The 20,357-nt window shown below is 64.3% G+C and carries 16 protein-coding genes; 8 read left to right on the top strand and 8 right to left on the bottom strand.

The window, feature by feature from the left end; all coding sequences use genetic code 11:
- The 3 genes from VOI29_RS00145 to VOI29_RS00135 all read left to right on the top strand — a co-directional run bounded on the left by VOI29_RS00145 (position 1) and on the right by VOI29_RS00135 (position 3,014).
- Positions 1 to 810, top strand: coding sequence for an ABC transporter permease (locus VOI29_RS00145; protein ID WP_323775435.1), 810 nt, complete (start codon positions 1 to 3; stop codon positions 808 to 810).
- Positions 811 to 830: 20 nt separating this feature from the next.
- The gene (locus tag VOI29_RS00140; protein WP_323775434.1) at positions 831 to 1,868 is read left to right on the top strand and encodes an extracellular solute-binding protein; all 1,038 of its coding nucleotides are present in this window, start codon (positions 831 to 833) and stop codon (positions 1,866 to 1,868) included.
- A gap of 243 nt (positions 1,869 to 2,111) precedes the next feature.
- Positions 2,112 to 3,014: a complex I NDUFA9 subunit family protein gene (locus tag VOI29_RS00135; protein WP_323775433.1), complete on the top strand. Its 903-nt coding sequence runs from the start codon at positions 2,112 to 2,114 to the stop codon at positions 3,012 to 3,014.
- A 23-nt stretch (positions 3,015 to 3,037) separates the two neighbouring features.
- Here the strand turns inward: VOI29_RS00135 and VOI29_RS00130 are convergent, their stop codons facing one another.
- Positions 3,038 to 4,024 carry a GlxA family transcriptional regulator gene (locus tag VOI29_RS00130; protein ID WP_323775432.1) on the bottom strand — a complete coding sequence of 329 codons (987 nt, stop codon included), beginning with the start codon at positions 4,022 to 4,024 and terminating at the stop codon, positions 3,038 to 3,040.
- A 128-nt stretch (positions 4,025 to 4,152) separates the two neighbouring features.
- Here VOI29_RS00130 and VOI29_RS00125 point away from each other — a divergent pair, with 128 nt between their 5' ends.
- From VOI29_RS00125 to VOI29_RS00110, 4 genes are all read left to right on the top strand, one after another.
- Positions 4,153 to 6,099, top strand: a complete 1,947-nt coding sequence (locus VOI29_RS00125; RefSeq protein ID WP_323775431.1) for an acetoacetate--CoA ligase — start codon at positions 4,153 to 4,155, stop codon at positions 6,097 to 6,099.
- Positions 6,100 to 6,117: 18 nt separating this feature from the next.
- Entirely contained in the window at positions 6,118 to 7,035 is a 918-nt protein-coding gene (locus VOI29_RS00120) for a 3-keto-5-aminohexanoate cleavage protein (RefSeq protein WP_323775430.1), read from the top strand.
- A 112-nt stretch (positions 7,036 to 7,147) separates the two neighbouring features.
- Entirely contained in the window at positions 7,148 to 8,569 is a 1,422-nt protein-coding gene (locus tag VOI29_RS00115; RefSeq protein WP_323775429.1) for a carnitine 3-dehydrogenase, read from the top strand.
- 288 nt (positions 8,570 to 8,857) lie between these two features.
- Entirely contained in the window at positions 8,858 to 10,549 is a 1,692-nt protein-coding gene (locus VOI29_RS00110; protein WP_323775428.1) for a BCCT family transporter, read from the top strand.
- 79 nt (positions 10,550 to 10,628) lie between these two features.
- Here VOI29_RS00110 and VOI29_RS00105 read toward each other — a convergent pair whose 3' ends face one another.
- From VOI29_RS00105 to VOI29_RS00080, 6 genes are all read right to left on the bottom strand, one after another.
- A complete protein-coding gene (locus tag VOI29_RS00105; RefSeq protein ID WP_323775427.1) occupies positions 10,629 to 10,973 on the bottom strand; it encodes a RidA family protein in 345 nt (114 codons plus the stop codon).
- 115 nt (positions 10,974 to 11,088) lie between these two features.
- Complete coding sequence (locus VOI29_RS00100; RefSeq protein ID WP_323775426.1) at positions 11,089 to 12,474, bottom strand: aldehyde dehydrogenase family protein; 1,386 nt, start codon at positions 12,472 to 12,474, stop codon at positions 11,089 to 11,091.
- The gene (locus VOI29_RS00095) at positions 12,471 to 14,144 is read right to left on the bottom strand and encodes an acetolactate synthase large subunit (RefSeq protein ID WP_323775425.1); all 1,674 of its coding nucleotides are present in this window, start codon (positions 14,142 to 14,144) and stop codon (positions 12,471 to 12,473) included. Before VOI29_RS00095 ends, VOI29_RS00100 begins: the two co-directional genes overlap by 4 nt.
- A 38-nt stretch (positions 14,145 to 14,182) precedes the next feature.
- On the bottom strand, positions 14,183 to 15,691 hold the full coding sequence (locus VOI29_RS00090) for an FMN-binding glutamate synthase family protein (protein ID WP_323775424.1): 1,509 nt from the start codon (positions 15,689 to 15,691) through the stop codon (positions 14,183 to 14,185).
- Between the two features lie 629 nt (positions 15,692 to 16,320).
- Entirely contained in the window at positions 16,321 to 18,372 is a 2,052-nt protein-coding gene (locus tag VOI29_RS00085) for a pyridoxamine 5'-phosphate oxidase family protein (protein WP_323775423.1), read from the bottom strand.
- Positions 18,373 to 18,435: 63 nt separating this feature from the next.
- Entirely contained in the window at positions 18,436 to 19,056 is a 621-nt protein-coding gene (locus VOI29_RS00080) for a glutathione S-transferase (protein WP_323775422.1), read from the bottom strand.
- Positions 19,057 to 19,200: 144 nt separating this feature from the next.
- On the opposite strand from VOI29_RS00080, the gene VOI29_RS00075 reads away from it, so the two are divergent.
- A complete protein-coding gene (locus VOI29_RS00075) occupies positions 19,201 to 20,088 on the top strand; it encodes a LysR family transcriptional regulator (RefSeq protein WP_323775421.1) in 888 nt (295 codons plus the stop codon).
- On the opposite strand, the gene VOI29_RS00070 is transcribed toward VOI29_RS00075, so the two are convergent.
- Positions 20,030 to 20,338, bottom strand: a complete 309-nt coding sequence (locus tag VOI29_RS00070) for a trimethylamine methyltransferase family protein (protein ID WP_323775455.1) — start codon at positions 20,336 to 20,338, stop codon at positions 20,030 to 20,032. The two genes, VOI29_RS00075 and VOI29_RS00070, sit on opposite strands and share 59 nt — an antisense overlap.
- Between the last annotated feature and the right edge of the window lie 19 nt (positions 20,339 to 20,357).

The following is a 20,357-nucleotide window of genomic DNA, read 5'->3' as shown; positions in this document are numbered from 1 at the left end:
ATGGCGCATGTAAACAACGACATAAAGACCTACACAGGCTTCCGCGCGATCACCCTGTTGTGCCTGGTGGTGCTTTATGCCCCTTTGGTGATCGTCACCATCTACAGCTTCAATGCTTCCCAATCGATCACCAACTGGGAGGGCATCTCGCTGCGCTGGTACGCCGATGTGTTCACCGGACCGGAAAGCGGCAAGTTCAAGACCGCCGCGATCAACAGCTTTACGATTGCCATCATCGCGGCGACGGCCAGCACGGCAATTGCCACGCTGGCGGCCACGGCGATGGTGCGCGGCGGCACTTTCAAACTGCGCACGGTGTCGTTTGGCCTGATCAGCCTGCCGCTGATGGTGCCGGAGATCGTCACCGCGGTGGCAACGCTGATCTTCTTTAACGCCATCGGCTTCACCCGCGGCTACATGACTATTCTGGTGGCCCATATCGCCTTTTGCATCCCCTTTGCCTACCTGCCGATCTCGGCCCGGATGCAGGGAATCGAGGACAGCTTTGAACAGGCGGCGATGGATCTCTACGCCACCCGGCGGCAGGCCTTTACCAGAATTCTGATGCCGCTGATGGCGCCGGGCATCATCTCGGGGTTTCTGCTCGCCTTCATTGTTTCGCTGGACGACTTCATTATCACCAATTTCGTCAAGGGCGCGGGGGTTGAGACCCTGCCGACCGCGATTTTCGGCTCGGTCAAACAGGGCATCAAGCCCAACATCATGGCGATCTCGACGATGCTGCTGAGCGTCTCGGTGGTGATGGTCACCATCAGCTACTTCGTCAGCAAATCCGACACCACAAAATAATTCAACCTGGGAGTAACATCATGAAAACCCTGCTGAAATCCAGCGCCGCGGCGTTTGCGCTGAGCCTGGCCGCCAATGCCGCCGCCGCCGAGGGCAAGCTGGTGCTGTACCACTGGTTCGAATACATGCCGCAGGAGCTCTTGGAAAAATTCACCGCGGAGACCGGCATCGAGGTGACAATGGACACCTATGACTCCAATGAATCAATGCTGGCGACACTGAAGGCCGGCAGTATGGGCACCTATGACCTGGCGGTGCCGGGTGATTACATGGTCAGCATCATGGCGGGCGAGGGTCTGCTGGACACCATCGCCGACGGCGAGCTGGAGAACAAAGGCAATATCGCGCCGGTATGGGCCGATCCAGGCTTTGACCCGGGCCGCGCGTCCTCGATCCCCTATCAATGGGGCTCTACCTCTTTTGCAGTGAACCGGGATGCCTATGACGGGGATATCCAGACCACCGCCATTCTGTTTGAGCCGCCGGCGGAATTGTCGGGCAAGATCAACATGCTGGACAGCCAGGGCGAGGTGATGGCGATGGCCTCGCTGCATATGGGGATCCCGCAGTGCTCCACCGACCGCGAACAGCTGAAGGCGCTGAATGCGATGCTGCAACAGGCCAAGCAGCACTGGGCGTCCTTCAACTCTGACACCGCCAAGGAAGTTCTGGTGTCGGGGGATGCCGCCGTGGGGCAGATCTATGATGGCTTTGCGGCCAAGGCGCGCGAGGAAGGCGCCAATGTGGAATATGCCTATCCGACCCAGGGCTATATCGCCTGGATGGATAACGTCGTTCTGCTGAAGGGCGCGCCCAACCGGGACAATGCGCTGAAATTCATGGATTTCCTGCTGGAGCCGGAAAACATCGCCGTGGTCACCAATTATGCGCAGTACAATGCCGGTGTGACCGGGGTAAGCGCGTTCCTGGACCCGGCGCTGGCCGCCCAGCCGGAAAAGAACCCCCATGCAGACGCAGGCGAGGGCGTGTTTATTGAAGTCTGCGATCAGCAGACCCAGGCAGTCTACGACCAGATCTGGACCAACCTCAAGAAATGAGCAGGCAAGCGAGGGGGCTGTCTGCCCCTTGCGCTCCCCCGAGCGGGGTGCCGCCGGGACCGCAAACCCGATAGCGGGGCAGCCGGATTGGCCGCAACTGGCCCGCACGGGCTGCCGCGCTATGTGGTGGCTGGCCGAGGGTTGTTTCCGTCCGGTGCATTTCGCGCCTGGGGCGGTGGCTGCGCATGGCAGGACCCTGCGTTGCCGGCCCGTTGTACCCGGCCTGATGAGGAGCGCGTGCCCATGACCACCAGTGCCCGGAATGTGATTGTACTTGGCGGCACAGGGTTTCTCGGCCGGCGGGTGGTTCAACGGCTGCAGGAGCACGGCTGCCGGGTCAGCATCGGCACACGGTTCCCGGAGGCTGCGGCAGCGCAGGGCGGCTCCGCCAGCACCGGCATCCGCCTGGTCAAGACGGATCTGTCAGACCCGGGCGGATTGGCACAGGCCCTGACGGGTTTTGGCGCTGTGATCAATTGCATCGGCTGTTACACCGAAAGCCGCCACCAGAGCTTCAAGGACGTGCACGTCGATGGGGCCCAAAGAATTGCCCGGCTGGTGCGCCTGGACGACGGTCAGCGCCTGATCCACATTTCCGGAATCGGCGCCAGCCTGCATTCTGTCTCGGCCTATGTCCGCGCCCGCGCCGAAGGCGAGGCCGCAATCCGCAGTCTCTGCCCCGGCGCCATCGTATTGCGCCCCAGCGTGATGTTCAGCCGCTCCGGCGCCTTTTTCGGCGACCTGCAAAAACTCGTTGACCGCCTGCCGGTCATCCCGCTGTTCGGCACCGGGCGCACGCGCTTGCAGCCGGTCTGGGCAGGCGATGTGGCCGAGGCCGTCTGCCGGTTGCTTGATGGTCCGCGGGCGCGCAGAAAAGTGTTTGAGCTGGGCGGGCCGGATATTTTCACCTATCGCGGCATCCTGCAGCGCCTGGCGATCCGTTCCGGCCGCCGCCGGTTGCTGCTGCCGGTGCCTTTTGCAGTGTGGCGGGCGGCGGCGGCTGTGCTTTGGCTGATGCGCAATCCGCCGCTGACCCAGGCGCAGGTCGTCCTGATGCAGCAGGACAATACCGCCGGTGAGGCGATGGCGGGCTTTGCCGATCTCGGGATCGAACCGCACTCCGCCATCGCCATGGGACTGGTCTGAGCACCGCTGCCGGCTGCTGTGTCCTAGCGGTCCTTGGCGTTATGGCCGGAAGCCACCCAAGGCCGTTCCTGAGCCCGCGCCTCGCGGAGGGTGCGGCCGTAGAGCCCGCTGTACGACCGCCCCAGCGAGGAGGCGGAAGAAAACCCGCAGCGCAGCGCGATCTGCTCCAGACTCAGGTGGGTTTCCTCGGACAGGTAACGGGCGTGCTGAAGCCGCAGCATCTTGTAGTATTTGCCCGGCGTCATCCCCAAATCGCGCTGAAACGCCCGCGCCAGAGTGCGCTCCGACAGCGATACCCGCCTTGCCAGGTCAGCGCTGTTCAGTGGCGCCTCGATTGTCTCTGCCATCAGGTTTGCGGCTTTCAGCACCTTGGGCGAGCCCTTCTGCTCCAGCCGGGCAGCGCCGCGGTTCAGTTCCGACTGGCGCGATGGGTCATAGACAAACATGGTCGAGGCGCCAAAGGCCGCAGCCGAGCCATAGAGATCCTGGATGAGGTTCAGCATCAAATCCAGCGCGGTGCTGGCCCCGCCGCACGTCATGAACGGGCCCGAGCGCACAAACCGCGCGGTGGAAACCCCGGTCTTGGGAAAGGCCTCGGCAAAGGCGTCCAGTTCCTGCCAGTGGATCGTTGCGGCATGGCCATCCAGCACCCCTGCGGCGGCCAGCAGCCAGGCGGCGGTGTCCAGTGCCAGAACCAGCTTGGCCTGACGGGTGGCGGTCCTGAGTTTTGCAAGCAGCGCCGGGCTGAGCTGTTCACGCACGCGGTAGCCTGCAACCAGCACCAGCGTGCGGTTGCCGGCGCCTGCGTCAAACGCGCCGTCCGGAGTGATCTGCAGACCGCTGGAACTGCGGACCGGCGCCCCGTCCAACGTGGCGACCCGCCAGCCCGCCGTTTCCTGGCCTGCGTTCATCCGCACATCGCGGAGGGGTTCCATGGCGCTGGCCAGCACCATGTTCGAAAATCCGTCGAACAGCAGAAATTCAAAGATTGGCGGCGGGTTTGGCGGCATTTGTATGTTATTTGACCGGAACTGTATAAGCGTGGCGGCATTTCCTGCGCTATTGACGCGGAAAGTCAAGCTTCTTGACGATCCGCCGATGCTGAACCGACGACTGCTCTCTAATTATAGATAGTCCCATGACAACTGCTCCCCTTCTTTGGCAGCCGGATCTTTCGGTGCGCCGCAAACCTTTGCTGTGTGATTTCATGGCGCAAGCCGCTGCCGCTGCCGGCACGGCGCTGGATAGGTTCGCGGATCTGCACGCCTGGTCGGTTGCGCGGCCGCAGGCGTTCTGGCCGCTGGCCTGGGAGTTTTGCGGACTGGCGGGGGACCAGGGCGGGGTGCCTCTGCTGCCGAATGCCGACCCGATGCAGGTGCGGTTCTTCCCCGAGGCGCGGCTGAACGTCGTGGACACCTTCCTGAAGAACGCCGATGGGCGCGAGGCCATTGTGTTCAGTGGCGAGGACGGCCGCCGCATGGTCTGGACCCGCGCGGAGTTGAAACGCGAGGTCGAGCAGCTGGCCGCCGCGCTGCGGGAGGCCGGAATCGGCGCTGGCGATCATGTGGCCGGTTACGTTCCGAACATGCCGCAGACCGTGGCGGCGATGCTGGCCACGGCGTCCTTGGGGGCGGTCTGGTCCTCTTGCGCGCCGGAAAGCGGGCCGGATGTGGTGGTGGATCGTTTGGGTCAGATTGAACCCAAGCTGATGTTCGCCGCCGACGGTTATTTCTATAACGGCAAGACCTTTGACACCCGTGCAGCGATTGCCGAGGTCGCCGGCCGGGTGCCGTCGATCGAACGCATCGTGGTCTGGCCCTATGCCGGGGAGGCTGCGGATCTGCCGGAGGGCATGGAGGCTTATGAGGCGTTCAAACAGGATGACGCCCCGGCGCTGGACTGCCGCCCGATGGGGTTCCGCGACCCGCTTTATGTGATGTTCTCCTCTGGCACCACCGGCAAGCCCAAGTGCATCGAGCATTCCGGCGGCGGCACCCTGCTGCGGATGCTGGTGGAGCAGCAGCTGCACTGCGACCTGCGCCCGGGCGACCGGATGTTTTATTACACCACCTGCAACTGGATGATGTGGAACTGGCAGGTGGCGGCGCTGGCCTCCGAGGCCGCGATCGTGCTGTTCGACGGCAACCCGATGCATCCCGGTATCCGCCGCCTGTTCGATCTGGCCGAGACGGAGAAAGTCACCCATTTTGGTATTTCCGCCAAATACATAGACGCCTCTCTCAAGCGCCGGAACCGGCCCGCGGACAGCCATGACCTGGCTGCGCTGCGGGTGGTTCTGTCCACCGGTTCGCCGCTGTCGCCGGAGGGGTTTGCCCATGTCTATGCTGATTGGAAGGCGGATGTGCAGCTGGCCTCGATCTGCGGCGGCACCGATATTCTGGGCTGTTTCATCGGCGGCTGCCCGGTTTTGCCGGTGCATCAGGGCGAGATCCAGGCGCCGATGCTGGGGCTGGATACGGCCACCCTGAACGATCAGGGCGAATCTGTGGAGGGCTTGGCAGGCGAGCTGGTCTGCCGCAATGCGCACCCGTCGATGCCGGTGCGGTTTCTGAACGATCCGGGCAACGCGCGTTACCGCGCCAGCTACTTCGAGGCCTATCCCAACATCTGGCGCCAGGGCGATTTCACCATCCGAACCGGGCACGGCGGCTTTGTCGTGCTGGGCCGCTCGGACGCAACCCTGAACCCCGGCGGTGTGCGGATCGGCACCGCGGAGATTTACCGCCAGCTCGACAAGATCGAGGAGGTGTCGGACGCGGTGGTTGTCGGCCAAAATTCCGACAACGACGTGCGGGTGGTGCTGTTTGTGGTCATGGCCGAAAGCGTCGCACTGGACGATGAGTTATCCCTCCGTATCAAAACTGAAATCCGCAAGAACGCCTCACCGCGGCATGTGCCTGCAAAGATCATCGCCGTCGCTGACATCCCGCGCACCAAATCCGGCAAGACCGCCGAGCTGGCGGTGCGCGACGTGGTGAACAAACACCCGGTCCGCAACCTCTCCGGCCTCGCCAACCCGCAGGCGCTGGCGCTGTTTGCGGATCACCCTGAATTGCAAGCTTAACCCCAAAGGAGCGAAACCATGCCCCTGACCATGAACCGAGACGTCTTCATCACCTGTGCCGTGACCGGCTCGGGCGGCACTCAGGACAAATCCCCCCATGTGCCGCGCAGCCCCAAGCAAATCGCCGAGTCCGCGATTGAGGCGGCCAAGGCTGGCGCCGCCGTTGTTCATTGCCATGTGCGCGACCCTGAGACCGGCGCGCCGTCCCGGAAACTTGAGCTTTACCGGGAGCTTACCGACCGAATCCGCGACTCTGAAGTGGATGTGGTGCTGAATCTCACTGCCGGCATGGGCGGCGATATTGTCTTTGGCGGAGTCGAGAGCCCGTTCCCGGTCAATGAGGCGGCCACCGACATGATCGGCGCCACCGAGCGGATGGCCCATATTGCCGAATGCCTGCCTGAGATCTGCACCCTGGACTGCGGCACCATGAACTTTGCCGAGGCTGATTACGTGATGACCAACACCCCCGGCATGCTGCGGGCGATGGGACAGATGATGACCGATCTGGGGGTCAAACCGGAGATCGAGGCGTTCGACACCGGCCATCTGTGGTTTGCCAAGCAGTTGGTAAAAGAGGGGATTCTGGAGCAGAACGCGTTGGTGCAACTGTGCATGGGGGTGCCGTGGGGCGCACCGAACGACCTCAACACCTTTATGGCGATGGTCAACAATGTGCCGGCGGATTGGACCTGGTCGGCGTTCTCGCTTGGCCGGGACCAGATGCCCTATGCGGCGCAGTCGGTGCTGGCGGGCGGCAATGTGCGGGTCGGGCTGGAAGACAACCTGTTCCTGGAGAAGGGCGTGCTGGCCACCAATGCGCAGCTGGTGGAACGCGCGGCGGGCGTGATCGAGGGCATGGGCGCCAAGATCATCGGCCCCGACGCGGTCCGCGAGAAGCTGGGCCTCACCAAGCGCGCACCGGCGGCAAAGTAACTCAATACAGGGCCGCGGCCGAGCCTGGGTGGGCGCACTGCGCCCTCCCGGGGGAGGGGCGGGCGCGGCTCGTGCTGGGCACGGGCCAGAAGAAATTCCGAGAGGATAGATCATGAAAACAGCAGCAATCATCGGCGGTGGGGTTATCGGCGGCGGCTGGGCCGCGCGGTTCCTCCTGAACGGCTGGAACGTGCGGGTGTTCGACCCGGACCCGGAAGCAGAACGCAAGATCAATGAGGTGCTGGCCAACGCCCGCCGTTCTTTGCCCTCGCTTTATGACAAGGCGCTGCCTGCGGAAGGGGAACTGACGTTCCACGCGGACATGGCTGAGGCCGTGGCGGAGGCATCCTGGATCCAGGAAAGCGTGCCGGAGCGGCTGGACCTGAAACACAAAATCCACGCGCAGATCGTGGAGCATGCGCCGGCAGCTGCGGTGATCGGCTCGTCCACCTCCGGCTTCAAGCCGTCGGAGCTGAATGCCGAGGGCGCCCGCGCCGTGGTGGCGCATCCGTTCAACCCGGTCTACCTGCTGCCGCTGGTCGAGCTGGTGGGCGATGCGGAGACCTGCGCGCAAGCTTCGGACCTGTTGCGCGAAGTGGGCATGTACCCGCTGACCGTACGCAAGGAGATCGACGCCCATATCGCCGACCGGCTGCTGGAAGCGGTCTGGCGCGAAGGGCTGTGGCTGATCAAGGACGGCATCTGCACCACCGAAGAGCTGGATGAGTCGATCCGCATGGGCTTTGGCCTCCGCTGGGCGCAGATGGGCCTGTTCGAGACCTACCGGATTGCCGGCGGCGAAGCGGGCATGAAGCATTTCATGGCGCAGTTCGGCCCGGCGCTGGAATGGCCCTGGACCAAGCTGATGGACGTGCCGGAGTTCACCGACGAGCTGGTCGACCTGATCGCAGGCCAGTCGGATGCGCAGTCGGGCCATATGCCGATCCGCGAGCTGGAGCGGCTGCGGGACGACAACCTGGTCGGCATGATGCGGGCGCTGAAGAAATCCGGCAGCGGGGCTGGCGGTGTGATCAACTCCCATGAGGCAGCGCTGCCCACGCCGGAGGCGGCGGATCTGCCGGTGACCGTCAGCCGTCCGGTGCCGCAGAGCTGGACCGACTACAACGGGCACATGAACGAGGCGCATTATACCGAGGCCTCGGCCCAGGCGACCGACCGGTTCATGGAGCTGATCGGCTGCGATGCGGACTATATCGCTGCGGGCGGCAGCTATTTCACTGTCGAGAACCACGTGCGCTTCCTGGATGAGCTGCACGAGGGCGATGCGCTGACCGTCACCACCCAGGTGCTGACGGGCGAGGGCAAGAAGATGCATCTGTTCCACCGCCTGTCCGGCCCCGAGGGGCAGCTGGCGGCGACCGTGGAAACGCTGCTGCTGCATATGGACCTGAACGCGCGCGGTACTTCGCTGCCGTCCGATGCGGTGGCGGACAAGTTGGCAAGTTTTGCCGCCGCGCACGCGGGGCTGCCGCTGCCCGAAGGCGCCGGGCGCCACGTCGGCCAGCGCGGCTGAGGGGCTGAGATGGGGACCGGTAGCCTTCAGGCTGTTCAGCCGCACAGCATGGCGGAACAGTGTGTCGCGCCTGCCAGGCAGCCGGAATCCCCGCTTTGCGGGCCGGACACCCTCCCCGCTCCGGCCCGCAGCCAAAGCCTCCTGCCGCGGGAAAGGTCCGCACGGCGGGCGGCCCCTTGCGGCGCACGGCAGGACACGATGAACACATTTCTGCCCGGCGGGCCGGGCAGCCCCCCCGAGGCGGCCAGCGCCGGGGGGCAAATCTTATAGGGTCAAAGGGAGGACCAAATGTCTGAGAGCAATTCCAACAGCCACCTGGTGGCGAAGTCCGGCTTTTTTGCCGGTCTTCATCCGGGGATGGGGCTGGCGGCGATGGGGATGATCGCCGCATTTGTGATCTTCACGGCGCTGAATGTCGAGCTGGCAAACGGCCTGTACAAATCCGTCCGCGGCTGGATCGAAAGCTGGTTCAGCTGGTACTACATCGCAGTGCTGATTGCCGGCATGTTCTTCTGCTTTGGCCTGATGTTTTCGCGGTTTGGCAAGCTGCGGCTGGGCGACGACGACTCGCGCCCCGAATTCGGCAACTTCAGCTGGTTCGCGATGCTGTTCTCGGCCGGCATCGGCGTCGGCATCCTGTTCTTCGGGGTGGCGGAGCCGATCTTCTATTTCGACAATTCCGGCGCCTTTGGCTATCCGAACAACCCCCATGCCGACATGGCGGGCCATCTGGACATGAACATGCAGCGGGCGCAGGACGCGATGCGGGTGACCTTTTTCCACTGGGGTTTCCACGGCTGGGCGCTTTATGTGCTGGTCGGGCTTTGCCTGGCCTATTTCGGGTTCCGCAAGAAGCTGCCACTGACCATGCGCTCAACCCTGTATCCGATCCTGGGTGAGCGGATCTATGGCCCATGGGGGCATGCGGTCGATCTGCTGGCGGTGTTCGGATCGGTGTTCGGCATTGCCACCTCGCTGGGGCTGGGGTCCACCCAGATTGCCACCGGGCTGAACGTGCTGTTCGGTCTGGAGGTGACGCTGACCCTGAAAATCGTGTTGATCGTCATCGTGTCCGTCATCGCCACCGCATCGACCGTGTCCGGCGTTGCCCGCGGCATCCGGCTGATCTCGGAATGGAACATCTGGCTGTCTGTCGCGCTGCTGGCCGCCTTTGTGGTGATCGGCCCGGGCAAGTGGCTGATGGGTTTCTACATCACCTCTGTCGGGGACTACCTGTGGAACTTCATCCCGATGGGCTTCTGGACCGCCACCGAAGAGGCGGACATCGCCTGGCAGGGCGGCTGGACCATCTTCTATTGGGGCTGGTGGATCGCCTGGGCGCCGCTGGTGGGCATTTTCATCGCCCGCATCTCCTATGGCCGCACCATCCGCGAGTTCATGGTCGGGGTGCTGTGCGTGCCGACCGCCGCGGTGTTCTTCTGGCTGTGCATCTTTGGCGGCACTGCGATCTGGCAGGAGATGCACATGGGTGCGGGCCCGGCGTCCGACGGCGGCGCAGGGGTGATTGCCACCGTGCGCAACTGGGAACTGCCGGCGGCGCTGTATGGCACCATCGGCAATCTCGGGGCGACCTCCTGGATGGGCGATCTGAGCTGGACCGCCTGGCCGCTGTCGCTGCTCGCAACCCTGCTGCTGGTCAGCTGGTTTGTGACCTCGGCGGATTCCGGCACCCTGGTGATCACCACCATGCTATCGATGGGCGATGAAAACCCGCCGAACAAGTTCCGCATCATCTGGGGCGCGGGGATCGGCGCAACCGCCATCGTGCTGCTGATGTCGGGCGGGCTGAACGCGCTGCAGACGGCCCTGATCGCGACCGCCTTCCCGATTTCATTCCTGATCATCGCGATGGTCTGGGGGCTGTATAAATCGCTGCGGGATGATCCCTCGGCGGCGCCGATCCAGGTGCGTGCCAGCGGACCGGAGGACACCGGGATCACCGGGGATCTGCCTGCCTGACCCGGATTACAGGGATGAAACCAAAAGCGCCGGGCCTCAAGGAGGCCCGGCGCAGTGCATTAGCCGGACGGCAACCGGATCAGTCGCAGGCGGCGGTGACGATGATCTCGACCTTCAGGATCTCGCGCGCCAGCTTGGCTTCGCCGCAGGCACGGGCCGGGGCGTGGCCTTCGGGAACCCAGGCGTTCCAGACCTCGTTCAGCTCAGCGAAATAGGACATGTCGGCGAGCCAGATCACGGTCTGCAAAAGCCGGGTCTTGTCGCTGCCGGCCTCGGCCAGCAGGGCGTCGACCTTGGCGAGGATCTCGCGGGTCTGCTCGGCGGCGGTTTCGGCCTCGGAGACCTGGCCGCTGAGGTAGACAACGCCGTTGTGCTTGACGATCTTGCTGGAGCGGGCGGTGGTGCCGGAACGGGTGATGGTCATGGTCGATGCCTTTCCTGTCTTGGGATGCTGCCGGCATAGCGGCGGAACCCGCAGGCGGAAAGGGCGAAAGCGGGCGGGCTGGATAATTGCCGGGCGCAAGCCGCGCCCGGCGCGGTCAGAGCTTGATTACCGCCATCTTGTCCTGGGTCATGTCATGCATGGTGTAGCCGATGCCGCCGGTGTTGTAGCCGGACTGGCGGCGGCCGGCGAAGGGCATCCAGTCAACACGGAAGGCAGTGTGGTCGTTGACCATAACCGCGGTGGCGTCGAGCTGGCGGACGGCCTGCATGGCGGTGTCGAGGCTTTGAGTGAACACCGCGGCCTGGAAGGCGAATGGCAGGCCGTTGGCGGCCTCGATCGCCTGCGGGATGCTGTCCGTGCTGTAGATGCAGATCACCGGGCCGAAGATCTCCTGCTGCGAGACGCGGGCGTCCGCGGGCGGGTCCAGCAGCACGGTGGGGGCATAGGTGGTCTCGCCCAGGCGCTTGCCGCCCGCCAGCAGCCTGGCGCCGCCGTCGAGCGCCTCCTGCACCCATTCCTCCACCCGGTCGACCTCGGCCGGGCGGATCAGCGGGCCGCAGTCTGTGCTGGGGTCGGTGGCGTCGCCAACCTTCAGCGCCTTGGCGGCTTCGGCCAGCTTCTGCGCGATCTCTTCGGCCTTGGCGGCGGGAGCAAACACCCGCTGCACCGAGACGCAGACCTGGCCGGAGTGGTAGAAGCCGCCCTTGGCCAGCGCCGGGATCATCGCGTCGATGTCCGCGTCCCCGGCCACGATCACCGGCGCGGCGCCGCCGTGTTCCAGTGCGCAGCGGGTGCCGGGGGCGAGTTTGGAGCGCAGCATCCAGCCGACGCGGGCGGAGCCGATGAAAGAGAAGAAGCCGACCCGCGCATCGGTGATCATCATTTCCGCCACTGCGTTGGAGCAGACCACCTCGCGGCACCAGTCCGGCGGCAGCCCGGCCTCGTGCAGCATCGCGACAAAGGCCTGGCAGGACAGCGGCGTGTCCTGCGCCGGTTTGACGATCACCGGGCAGCCGGTGGCCACCGCGGGCGCCACCTGATGCACGATCAGGTTCAGAGGGTGGTTGAAGGCACTGGCGGCGACGACCACGCCGATCGGCTCGCGCTGGGTAAAGGCAATCCGGCCCGATCCGGCCTCGGTCAAGCCCATCGGGATTTCCTTGCCCGTCATCTGGCCGATCTCATGCACGCACAGCTCCACCCCGTCGATGGCGCGTTTGACCTCTACCTTGGCATCCACCAGCGGCTTGCCGCCCTCGCTGGCGATCAGCAGCGCCAGCTCGTCGAACCGCGCTTCCATCAGCCGGGCGGTTTTCTTAAGGATGTCTATCCGCTGATAGGCCGGCAGCCAGCTATCCCGCTGGCGGAACAGCCCATGCGCGGTGGTGAGCATCGCGTCGATCCGGTCCCAGTCTGAGGTCTCGACCGTGCCGATGCGCTCCAGGCTGAAGGGGTTCACGACTTTTACGGTTCCGGTCATATCAGGCACACTTTTTCAGCCAGTTCATCAATCAGCACGCGCTGGTTTTCGCTGTAGTCCACCGGCACGTCAATCAGATGCACGCCGCCCGCGTCAAAGGCGTTCTCAAACGTAGGCACCAAGTCTTCTGTGCGCTCGATCCGGTGGCCGGTGGCGCCGTAACTGTTGGCGTACTGGACAAAATCCGGGTTGCCGAATTCCAGCCCCCAGTCGGCAAAGCCTGCGTGCGACTGCTTCCAGCGGATCATGCCGTAAGAGCTGTCGTTGAGCACCGTCACCACCAGGTTGAGGCCGAGGCGGACGGCAGTTTCCAGCTCTTGGCTGTTCATCATAAAGCCGCCGTCGCCGCAGATCGCCATCACCCGGCGGTCCGGGTTCAGCTTGGCCGCCATCATCGCCGATGGCAGGCCCGCGCCCATCGTCGCCAGCGCATTGTCCAGCAGAACGGTGTTGGAGTGATAAGCCTTGTAATTGCGGGCGTACCAGATCTTGTAGATACCATTGTCCAGCGCGATGATATCGCAGTCGCCCATCACCTTGCGGGTGTCCGCCACCAGCCGCTGCGGGATCACCGGAAAACGCGCATCGCCGGCGCGGTCGGAGAGGTGTTTCTCGGTTTCCTGCTTGATGCGCTGGAAATAGCTGCGGTCAAAGTCCAGCGGGCCGCCCAGGATATTGCCCAGCCGGGTGATCGATTGCGCCAGGTCGCCGACCACCTCCAGCTGCGGGAAATAGACCTGGTCGACCTGCGCTGCCTTGTAGTTCACATGAATCACCTTGGTGCCGCCGTCCTCCATGAAGAAGGGCGGTTTTTCAACCACGTCGTGGCCCACGTTTATGATCAGGTCGGCGCGTTCGATGGCGCAGTGCAAATAATCGCCGTCCGACAGCGCGGCGGTGCCCAGAAACAGGTCCGAGCGTTCATCGACCACGCCCTTGCCCATCTGGGTGTTGAAGAAGGGGATCTGGATCAGGCCGGTAAAATCACACAGGGCAGAGCGCGCCTTGCGGCGGTTGGCGCCGGCCCCAAGCAGCAGCAGCGGCATCTTAGCGCCCCGGATCATTTCCGCGGCCTCGGTCAGCACCTCGTCCCCCGCCACCGCGTAATGGCGCGGGTGGGGCGGGATGACGGAGGCATCGGTTTCCTCTGCCGCGATGTCCTCCGGCAGCTCCAGCAGGACGGCGCCGGGGCGTTCCTCCTCGGCGGTGCGGAATGCCTCGCGGATCAGCGCCGGGATGGTATTGCCGTGCACGATCTGTTTGGACATCTTGCAGATCGGCTCGAACAGACCCACCACGTCGATGATCTGGAACCGGCCCTGTTTCGATTTCTTGATCGGCTTCTGGCCGGTGATCATGATCAGCGGCATGCCGCCCAGATGGGCATAGGCGGCGGGGGTGGCGAAATTGGTGGCGCCGGGGCCCAGTGTCGCCATGCAGACGCCCGCCTTGCCGGTCAGGCGGCCATAGGTGGCGGCCATGAAGGCGGCGCCCTGTTCATGGCGGGTCAGCACCAGCTCAATCTTCGAGGTGCGCAGGGATTCCAGCAGGTCGAGGTTTTCCTCGCCCGGGACGGCAAAGACGTATTCGACGCCTTCGGCCTCCAGCGCGTCGACCAGCAGGTCAGAAGCTTTGGCGGGGGAATGGGGCACAGAGCGGGTCTCGGGCATGGGGGCTCCTGTTGATTGAGAGTGCAGGGGAGGGCGGCTTATTGCGCGGCGTGCTGCTGTGCCGGCACCGGAAACAGTTCATCCATCGAGACGGAACGGCCGTTATCCAGCACGATGCGCGCGTGGTAACGCTGCAGCAGCCGCGGTTCCGCGACGCCGCAGCTGTGGGCGATGATTTCGGCCTCCTTTTTCATGTTCTTGGCGTAATAGGCGACGCGTTCGGATTTGCTGGCGGGGTCGAGTCCGAATTGCAGCTTGGGGTCATGGGTGGTGATGCCGGTGGGACAGGTGTTCCTGTTGCACTGCAGGGCCTGGATGCAGCCGAGCGCAAACATGAAGCCGCGGGCGGAGTTGACAAAATCGGCGCCGGCGCAGAACGCCCATGCAACTTCGGACGGGTTGATCAGCTTGCCGCTGGCGCAGACCTTGATCCGCTCGCGCAGCCCATAGCGGGTCAGGATATCGACGGTCAGCGGCAGGCTTTCGCGCAGCGGCATGCCCATGTTGTCAATCAGGCTCATCGGGGCGGCGCCGGTGCCGCCGTCGGCGCTGTCGATGGTGATGAAATCCGGCGCGCTTTCGACGCCGCGGGAGAGGATCTCCTGGCACAGGCCCTCGATAAAGCCATAGGCGCCCAGCACCGCCTTGAAGCCCGCCGGCTTGCCGGTCACCTCGCGGATATAGGCGATCATGTCCAGCAGGTCGCTTACCGTACTGACCTCCGGGTGGCGGTTGGGGCTGATGGCGTCCTCGCCGGGGATCAAGCCGCGGATGGCGGCAATTTCCGGTGTCACCTTGGCGCCGGGCAGAATACCGCCCTTGCCGGGCTTGGCGCCCTGGCTGAGCTTCAGCTCGAACATGCGGACAGAGTCATGCGCAGCGACCGCGCGCAGCTTGTCCTCGTCAAAGCCGCCTTCGGGCTTGCGCACGCCGAACTTGCCGGTGCCGATCTGGAACACGATGTCGGCACCGCCCTCCAGATGATAGGGCGACAGCCCGCCCTCGCCGGTGTTGAGCCAGATGCCGGCCTTTCTGGCGCCATGCGACAGCGCGCGGACCGCGGGCACGGAGATGGCGCCAAAGCTCATGCCGGAGATATTGAAGATCGAATCCGTGGTGTAGGGGTGGCGCGCGTAAGGGCCGATGGTGACGGAGGCGGCGGGCGTTGCGTCCTGCGCCAGCGCCGGGAAGGGGCAATTGGCGAAATAGACTGTTCCGGCCGGGCGCAGATCCCGGGTGGAGCCGAAGGCAATGGTGGAGTCCACATTCTTGGCGGCCCGGTAAACCCAGGAGCGTTCCGCCCGGTTGAACGGCATTTCCTCGCGGTCCAGGGCAAAGAAATACTGCCGGAAGAATTCGCCCATATGTTCAAAGAAATAGCGGAAGCGGGCCACCACCGGGTAATTGCGGCGCAGGGTGCTGTCGGTCTGGGTTTTGTCGCGGATGTAGATCACTACCAGCCATAAAACGCCGGCGCCGAAGACAAAGATGAACGCATATGACAGGAATTCAAGCAGCGCCAGGACGGTGCTGGATATCTGGGACATGTTTTCCGTCGCTCCTTTGGGGGCTTGGCGGCGCGGCTGGTTCCGCGGGCCTGGTTTTCGCCTATAGAGAATGCGCCTTTGTACCGGGCATTGCATTCACGGTGTGGTCACTTCCTTTGGAGCCGCAGGGGCGGGCAAGTTGCTGTCCCCAAGGAGAACCTGCGACCGAGCGCAATGGTTCCGCACCGCGGGCCAATACCCGGATACTGCGGCACCGGGTGGAACCTTGTCCAGCCTGCGGGTGCGAGGGACCGGCCCCGCGCCCGTTCCGCTGCAGCAAGGGCTGCGCTGTCAGCGCTCCAGTGCCCCTTCGGCGAACTCCCGGTCCGGGTGATTTGCGCCTCGGTGTTGGAATTGTGGCGCAGGTGCGACGGCACAGCCTGCGGCGCTACCCGCTGGGAGATCATGTGCAAAACGTCACCGTGGTGGGTGAGCTTTCAGTATTCGGGATAATTTTGCGCTGAGCCCATCCGCCGTCCGCGTTTCAAACCGGTGGCATAAGGTGCACCGGGCAGCTGCTCGTTCGGGCCGGTCATTCCGAAGTGCCGGGTGATCGAGGGCAGAGGCGCCGGCAACGCCGCCGCCGGTGGCAATGGCACGATGGTGCGGCTTCACGGAGCGAGTCCGGGTCACAAATCCAGTTCGATTGTGTCTGACGCAGGGACGGCGCAGCAGATCAGTGTTTCCCCTCGCGCAGGCGCAGCCGATGGCGCGCGGCGGTAGGACACTTTGCCTGCGCCAAGCCGGGTGCTGCAGCTGCCGCAATTACCGGCGCGGCAGCTGAATTCCGGTGTCAGCCCATGGGTTTCTGCCAGCTCAAGCAGGGTTCCGTCTGCGGGGGTCCACGGCTGTTCAAATCCGGATCTGGTGAAGCGGACAATGGCGGTTGCGGCTTCTGGCACTGTATCCTTCAGGCGCGCGGCATCTGCGGCGCGCGCCAATGCGGATGGCCCGAAGGCCTCGGCGTGGATGTCAGCGTCGCGGACACCAAGGCTGAGAAGGCTGTCATAGACGGCCTGCATGAACCCGCCAGGTCCGCAGAGGTAGACATCAGCCCTTTGTTGCGGCAGCAGCCGCTGCAGGATTCCGGTATCGATGCGGCCTGTCAGATCGAAATCCCTGCCTGCCACCTCATCCGCGGCAGGCTCGCTGATCAGCGAAACATACCGGATCATGCCGCCGGCGGCCTGCTCAAGCCTGCGCAGTTCACTGGCAAAGGCGCGGTCCCGGACGCTGCGCGCAGCGTGCAAAAGAATAAGCGGGCGCTGATGGCGGGTGCGCAGCCCTTCGCGCAAGCTGTGGCGCGCCATGGCAATCATGGGCGTGATCCCCACGCCGCCGGCGATCAGCACCGCTGGACGCATTTGCGACGGGTCCAGAAAGAAAGCGCCGCGCGGGGCCTTGGCCTCAATCATCGTGCCGGGCTGCAGGGTGTCATGCAGCAGCCGGGACAGGGTGCCGTTTTCCTCGCGTTTGACCGAGATGCGGTAGTGGCCTTCCCCAGGGGCTGAGGAGACCGTGTAAGTCCGCACCAGCGGCCTTTCTGTGCCGGGCGGCGCGGCGCGGAGGGTCAGGAACTGGCCGGCCTCAAATGGCAGCAGCGGGCCGCCGTCCTCCGGCTGCAGATAAAAGGAGCGGATCGTGGTGCTTTCTTGCTCGGTCCGCGCAACCTGAAAGCGGCGCCAGGCGCTGCGTTGTGCTTCCAGGGTTTTGCGGGCCTCTGACTCAGACCAAGTATCCGTCATCATCGCGTTGGGTGAAAAATCACCGCGTTCGGCGTGGAAGGGCAGAACGCCCTCCAGCCAGATGCCTTGGTGCAGGGTAAACCGCCAGCCGCGCTCAGCGCCCTGAAAGGTGGTGACATCAGGGTGGTTTTCGCCCAGCAGCTCAACCGTACCGGTCAGCAGCAGCAGGCTGCCTGTTTCGAAATCCGCAAACGCCAGGCCCGCGCGCGGGTTCAGCAGGAAATTTCCCAAGGTGTTGAAATGGTTGTTGCCGGGGAAATCGGGGATGGCCAGGGTGTTGCCGTCGACGCGGACAAAACCGGGCCGCCCGCCCCGGTGCGAGACATCGACGCCTTCGCGTTCGGGGTGCGCCGCCGCAGGCACATGGCTTGCGACAAAGAACATGTCGGCATCGGAAATCAGTGCGGTGCGGGCGCTGTCTAAGCTGACAAAGCGCTGCGGCTTGGCAGCTACCCGTGGTTCTGCAGGTTTCAAATCCCGCAGCCGGATGTATTGCGGGCAGTTGCCAAAAGACTGATCGACACGCAGGGTAAACCCGTGCCGCGCGGCGGCAATGATGCGCCCGTTGACCCGGTTGCGGCGGCGGCTGTGCAGTTCGATCCCCAAAATCCCCAATGGCGCGCCCTTGCGGATGGCAACATGGACGGGATCCTCGGTGCTGCCGCTCAGTGATACATGCATATGCCGCGCATCCGGGGTGGCAGCAAATCCGGGCGGGCCGCTCAGCAGGGTTGCCCAGGGCCAGCCCTGATGGTCCACCGCGCCTACCGCCAGAAACGGCAGCTGCGCAAAGAACGCGCGGTGCTGATCCGGCATGAAGGGGCGGATCAGCCGGCGGGCGAAGGCTTCCATTGCATCACGCTTGCCCGCGCGGCGCTGCATTTCCTGCTCGCCTTCATGAAAGGGCGAGGGGCTGTCTGCATCAAAGGGAGTCACGGAAACCTCCTGTTGTCTGAAGGAGAGAGGCGACGGCCGTCAGAGCAGCCGCCGCGCAAGGGGTCAGGCCGCCAGGCCAGCCTTGGTGGCGGGCATCGGCTTGAAGCCCTCCAGGCCTTCGATGCGGGCCAGAAGGGCACGCACATTCGGGTAGGGCTCCAACGGGATTCCGCCCTCGGGCGCGTGGGCCAGATAGGAGTAGACCGCCACATCGGCGATTGTGGGGGTGTCGCCGGCCAGGAAGCCGCGGCCCTCCATATGGGCATCGATCCTGCCCAGCACACGCGCGGCGACGGTGGCGCAGAACTCCGCGTCCAGCGGCGCGTTGAAGACGGTGATCAGCCGCGCGGCTGCCGGGCCAAAGGCAATGTCGCCCGCCGCCAGGGTCAGGAACTTCTGCACTTCCGCTTCCAGAACCGGATCGGATGGCAGCCAGGACGGCGCGTATTTGCGGGCGAGATAGACCAGAATGGCGTTGGAATCGGACAAGACGGTTTCGCCATCCTCGATCACCGGAACCTGGCCTGCGGGATTCAGCGTCAGAAACGCGGGCTGTTTGTGTTCACCGCCTGCAAGGTCGACGTTGATCACCTCATGGGCGATGCCGGCAAGGCTGGCGAACAGCTCTACCCGATGGGAGTGACCGGAGAGGGGGAAGCTGTGAATGCGGATGGAATGCGGCATGACTGGGATCCTTCTGTGCGGCATGTGCCGTGGGTTATTGATAACACGGGCAAGATAGCGGCGGCGCGCAAGGGCGATAATATTCCTTTTCGGCGATTGATTGTGTATGCAGTGTTCATAAATAAAGGCGCCGGGAGAGACACGATGGACAAATTGGCCTGCATGCGCACCTTTGCGGCCGTTGCGGCGCAAAGCTCCTTTACCAGCGGTGCCTTGCAGCTGGGTATCAGCACCAAACTGGCCAGCAAATATGTGGCCCGGCTGGAGGAACAGCTGGGTGCGCAGCTGTTGAACCGCACCACTCGCAAGGTAACGCTGACCGACACGGGCCGCGCCTATCTGGAGCGCTGCCTGCCGCTGCTGGATCAGTTCGACGAGCTGGAGGACGTGGTGCAGCTGCGCCAGCAGGAGCTGGGCGGCCCGGTCCGGATCACTGCGCCTACCGGCTTCGGCAGCCGGGAGCTGGTCGAAGCCTTGCAGCCGTTCCAGCAGATGCATCCTCAGGTGGCGGTTGAACTGCTGCTGTCCGACCGCCACCTGCCTATCCTGGAGGAGGGCGTGGATCTGGCGGTCCGTTTCGGAGCTCTCAAGGATTCGACACTGATCGCGCGCAAGCTCTGTGCCATGCGGCTGGTGGTGGTGGCGTCGCCGGCCTATCTGGCGGCGCAGGGAACCCCTGCCGAACCCGAAGCGCTGGCTGCCCGCAACTGCCTGCTGCAGATGACCTCGCCGCAGCCGGATGCCTGGACCTTCGGCCGCAAGGACCGGCAGCGGACAGTCATTGTCGGCGGCACTTTTCGTGCCAATTCACCGCGTGCTGTGGCCCATATGGCTGCCAGCGGCCTCGGGATTGCCCGCTGCCCGCATTACACCGCGCTGCCGTTTCTGCAGGATGGCAGGTTGCAAGTGCTGTTCGAAACACAGGAAACCGATCCGATCACGCTCTACGCGGTTTATCCGTCCAGCCGCCATCTCACAGCGCGGATCCGCGCTTTGATCGACCATCTGGCAGAGTATTTCGGACCGCGCTGATTGGTCCGCTCTGCACCGCCCGCGCCCGTTTGGGAGGGGGCTTCGTTCTGGTTAAAATACTCCGGGGAGCACGAGGGGCCGGCACCACAGGCAGGGTCACCGGTGTCATCGCCCCCATCAGAGTGGAAGGCGTCACCTTCACCGGCTGGCCGTATTCCTCCATCGCAATCAGCCCGTCGCCCATCGCATCGTCAAACAGCCGCGGCGAGTTCACCGGGTTGATGGTGATGACGCCGGGATCCTCCTTGATCTGGTCCGGCGTCCGCCGC

The sequence above is a fragment of the Leisingera sp. genome, from assembly GCF_034669605.1.
In the GTDB taxonomy this organism is placed as follows: Bacteria; Pseudomonadota; Alphaproteobacteria; order Rhodobacterales; family Rhodobacteraceae; genus Leisingera.
This window is presented reverse-complemented; position numbering and strand designations above follow the sequence as displayed.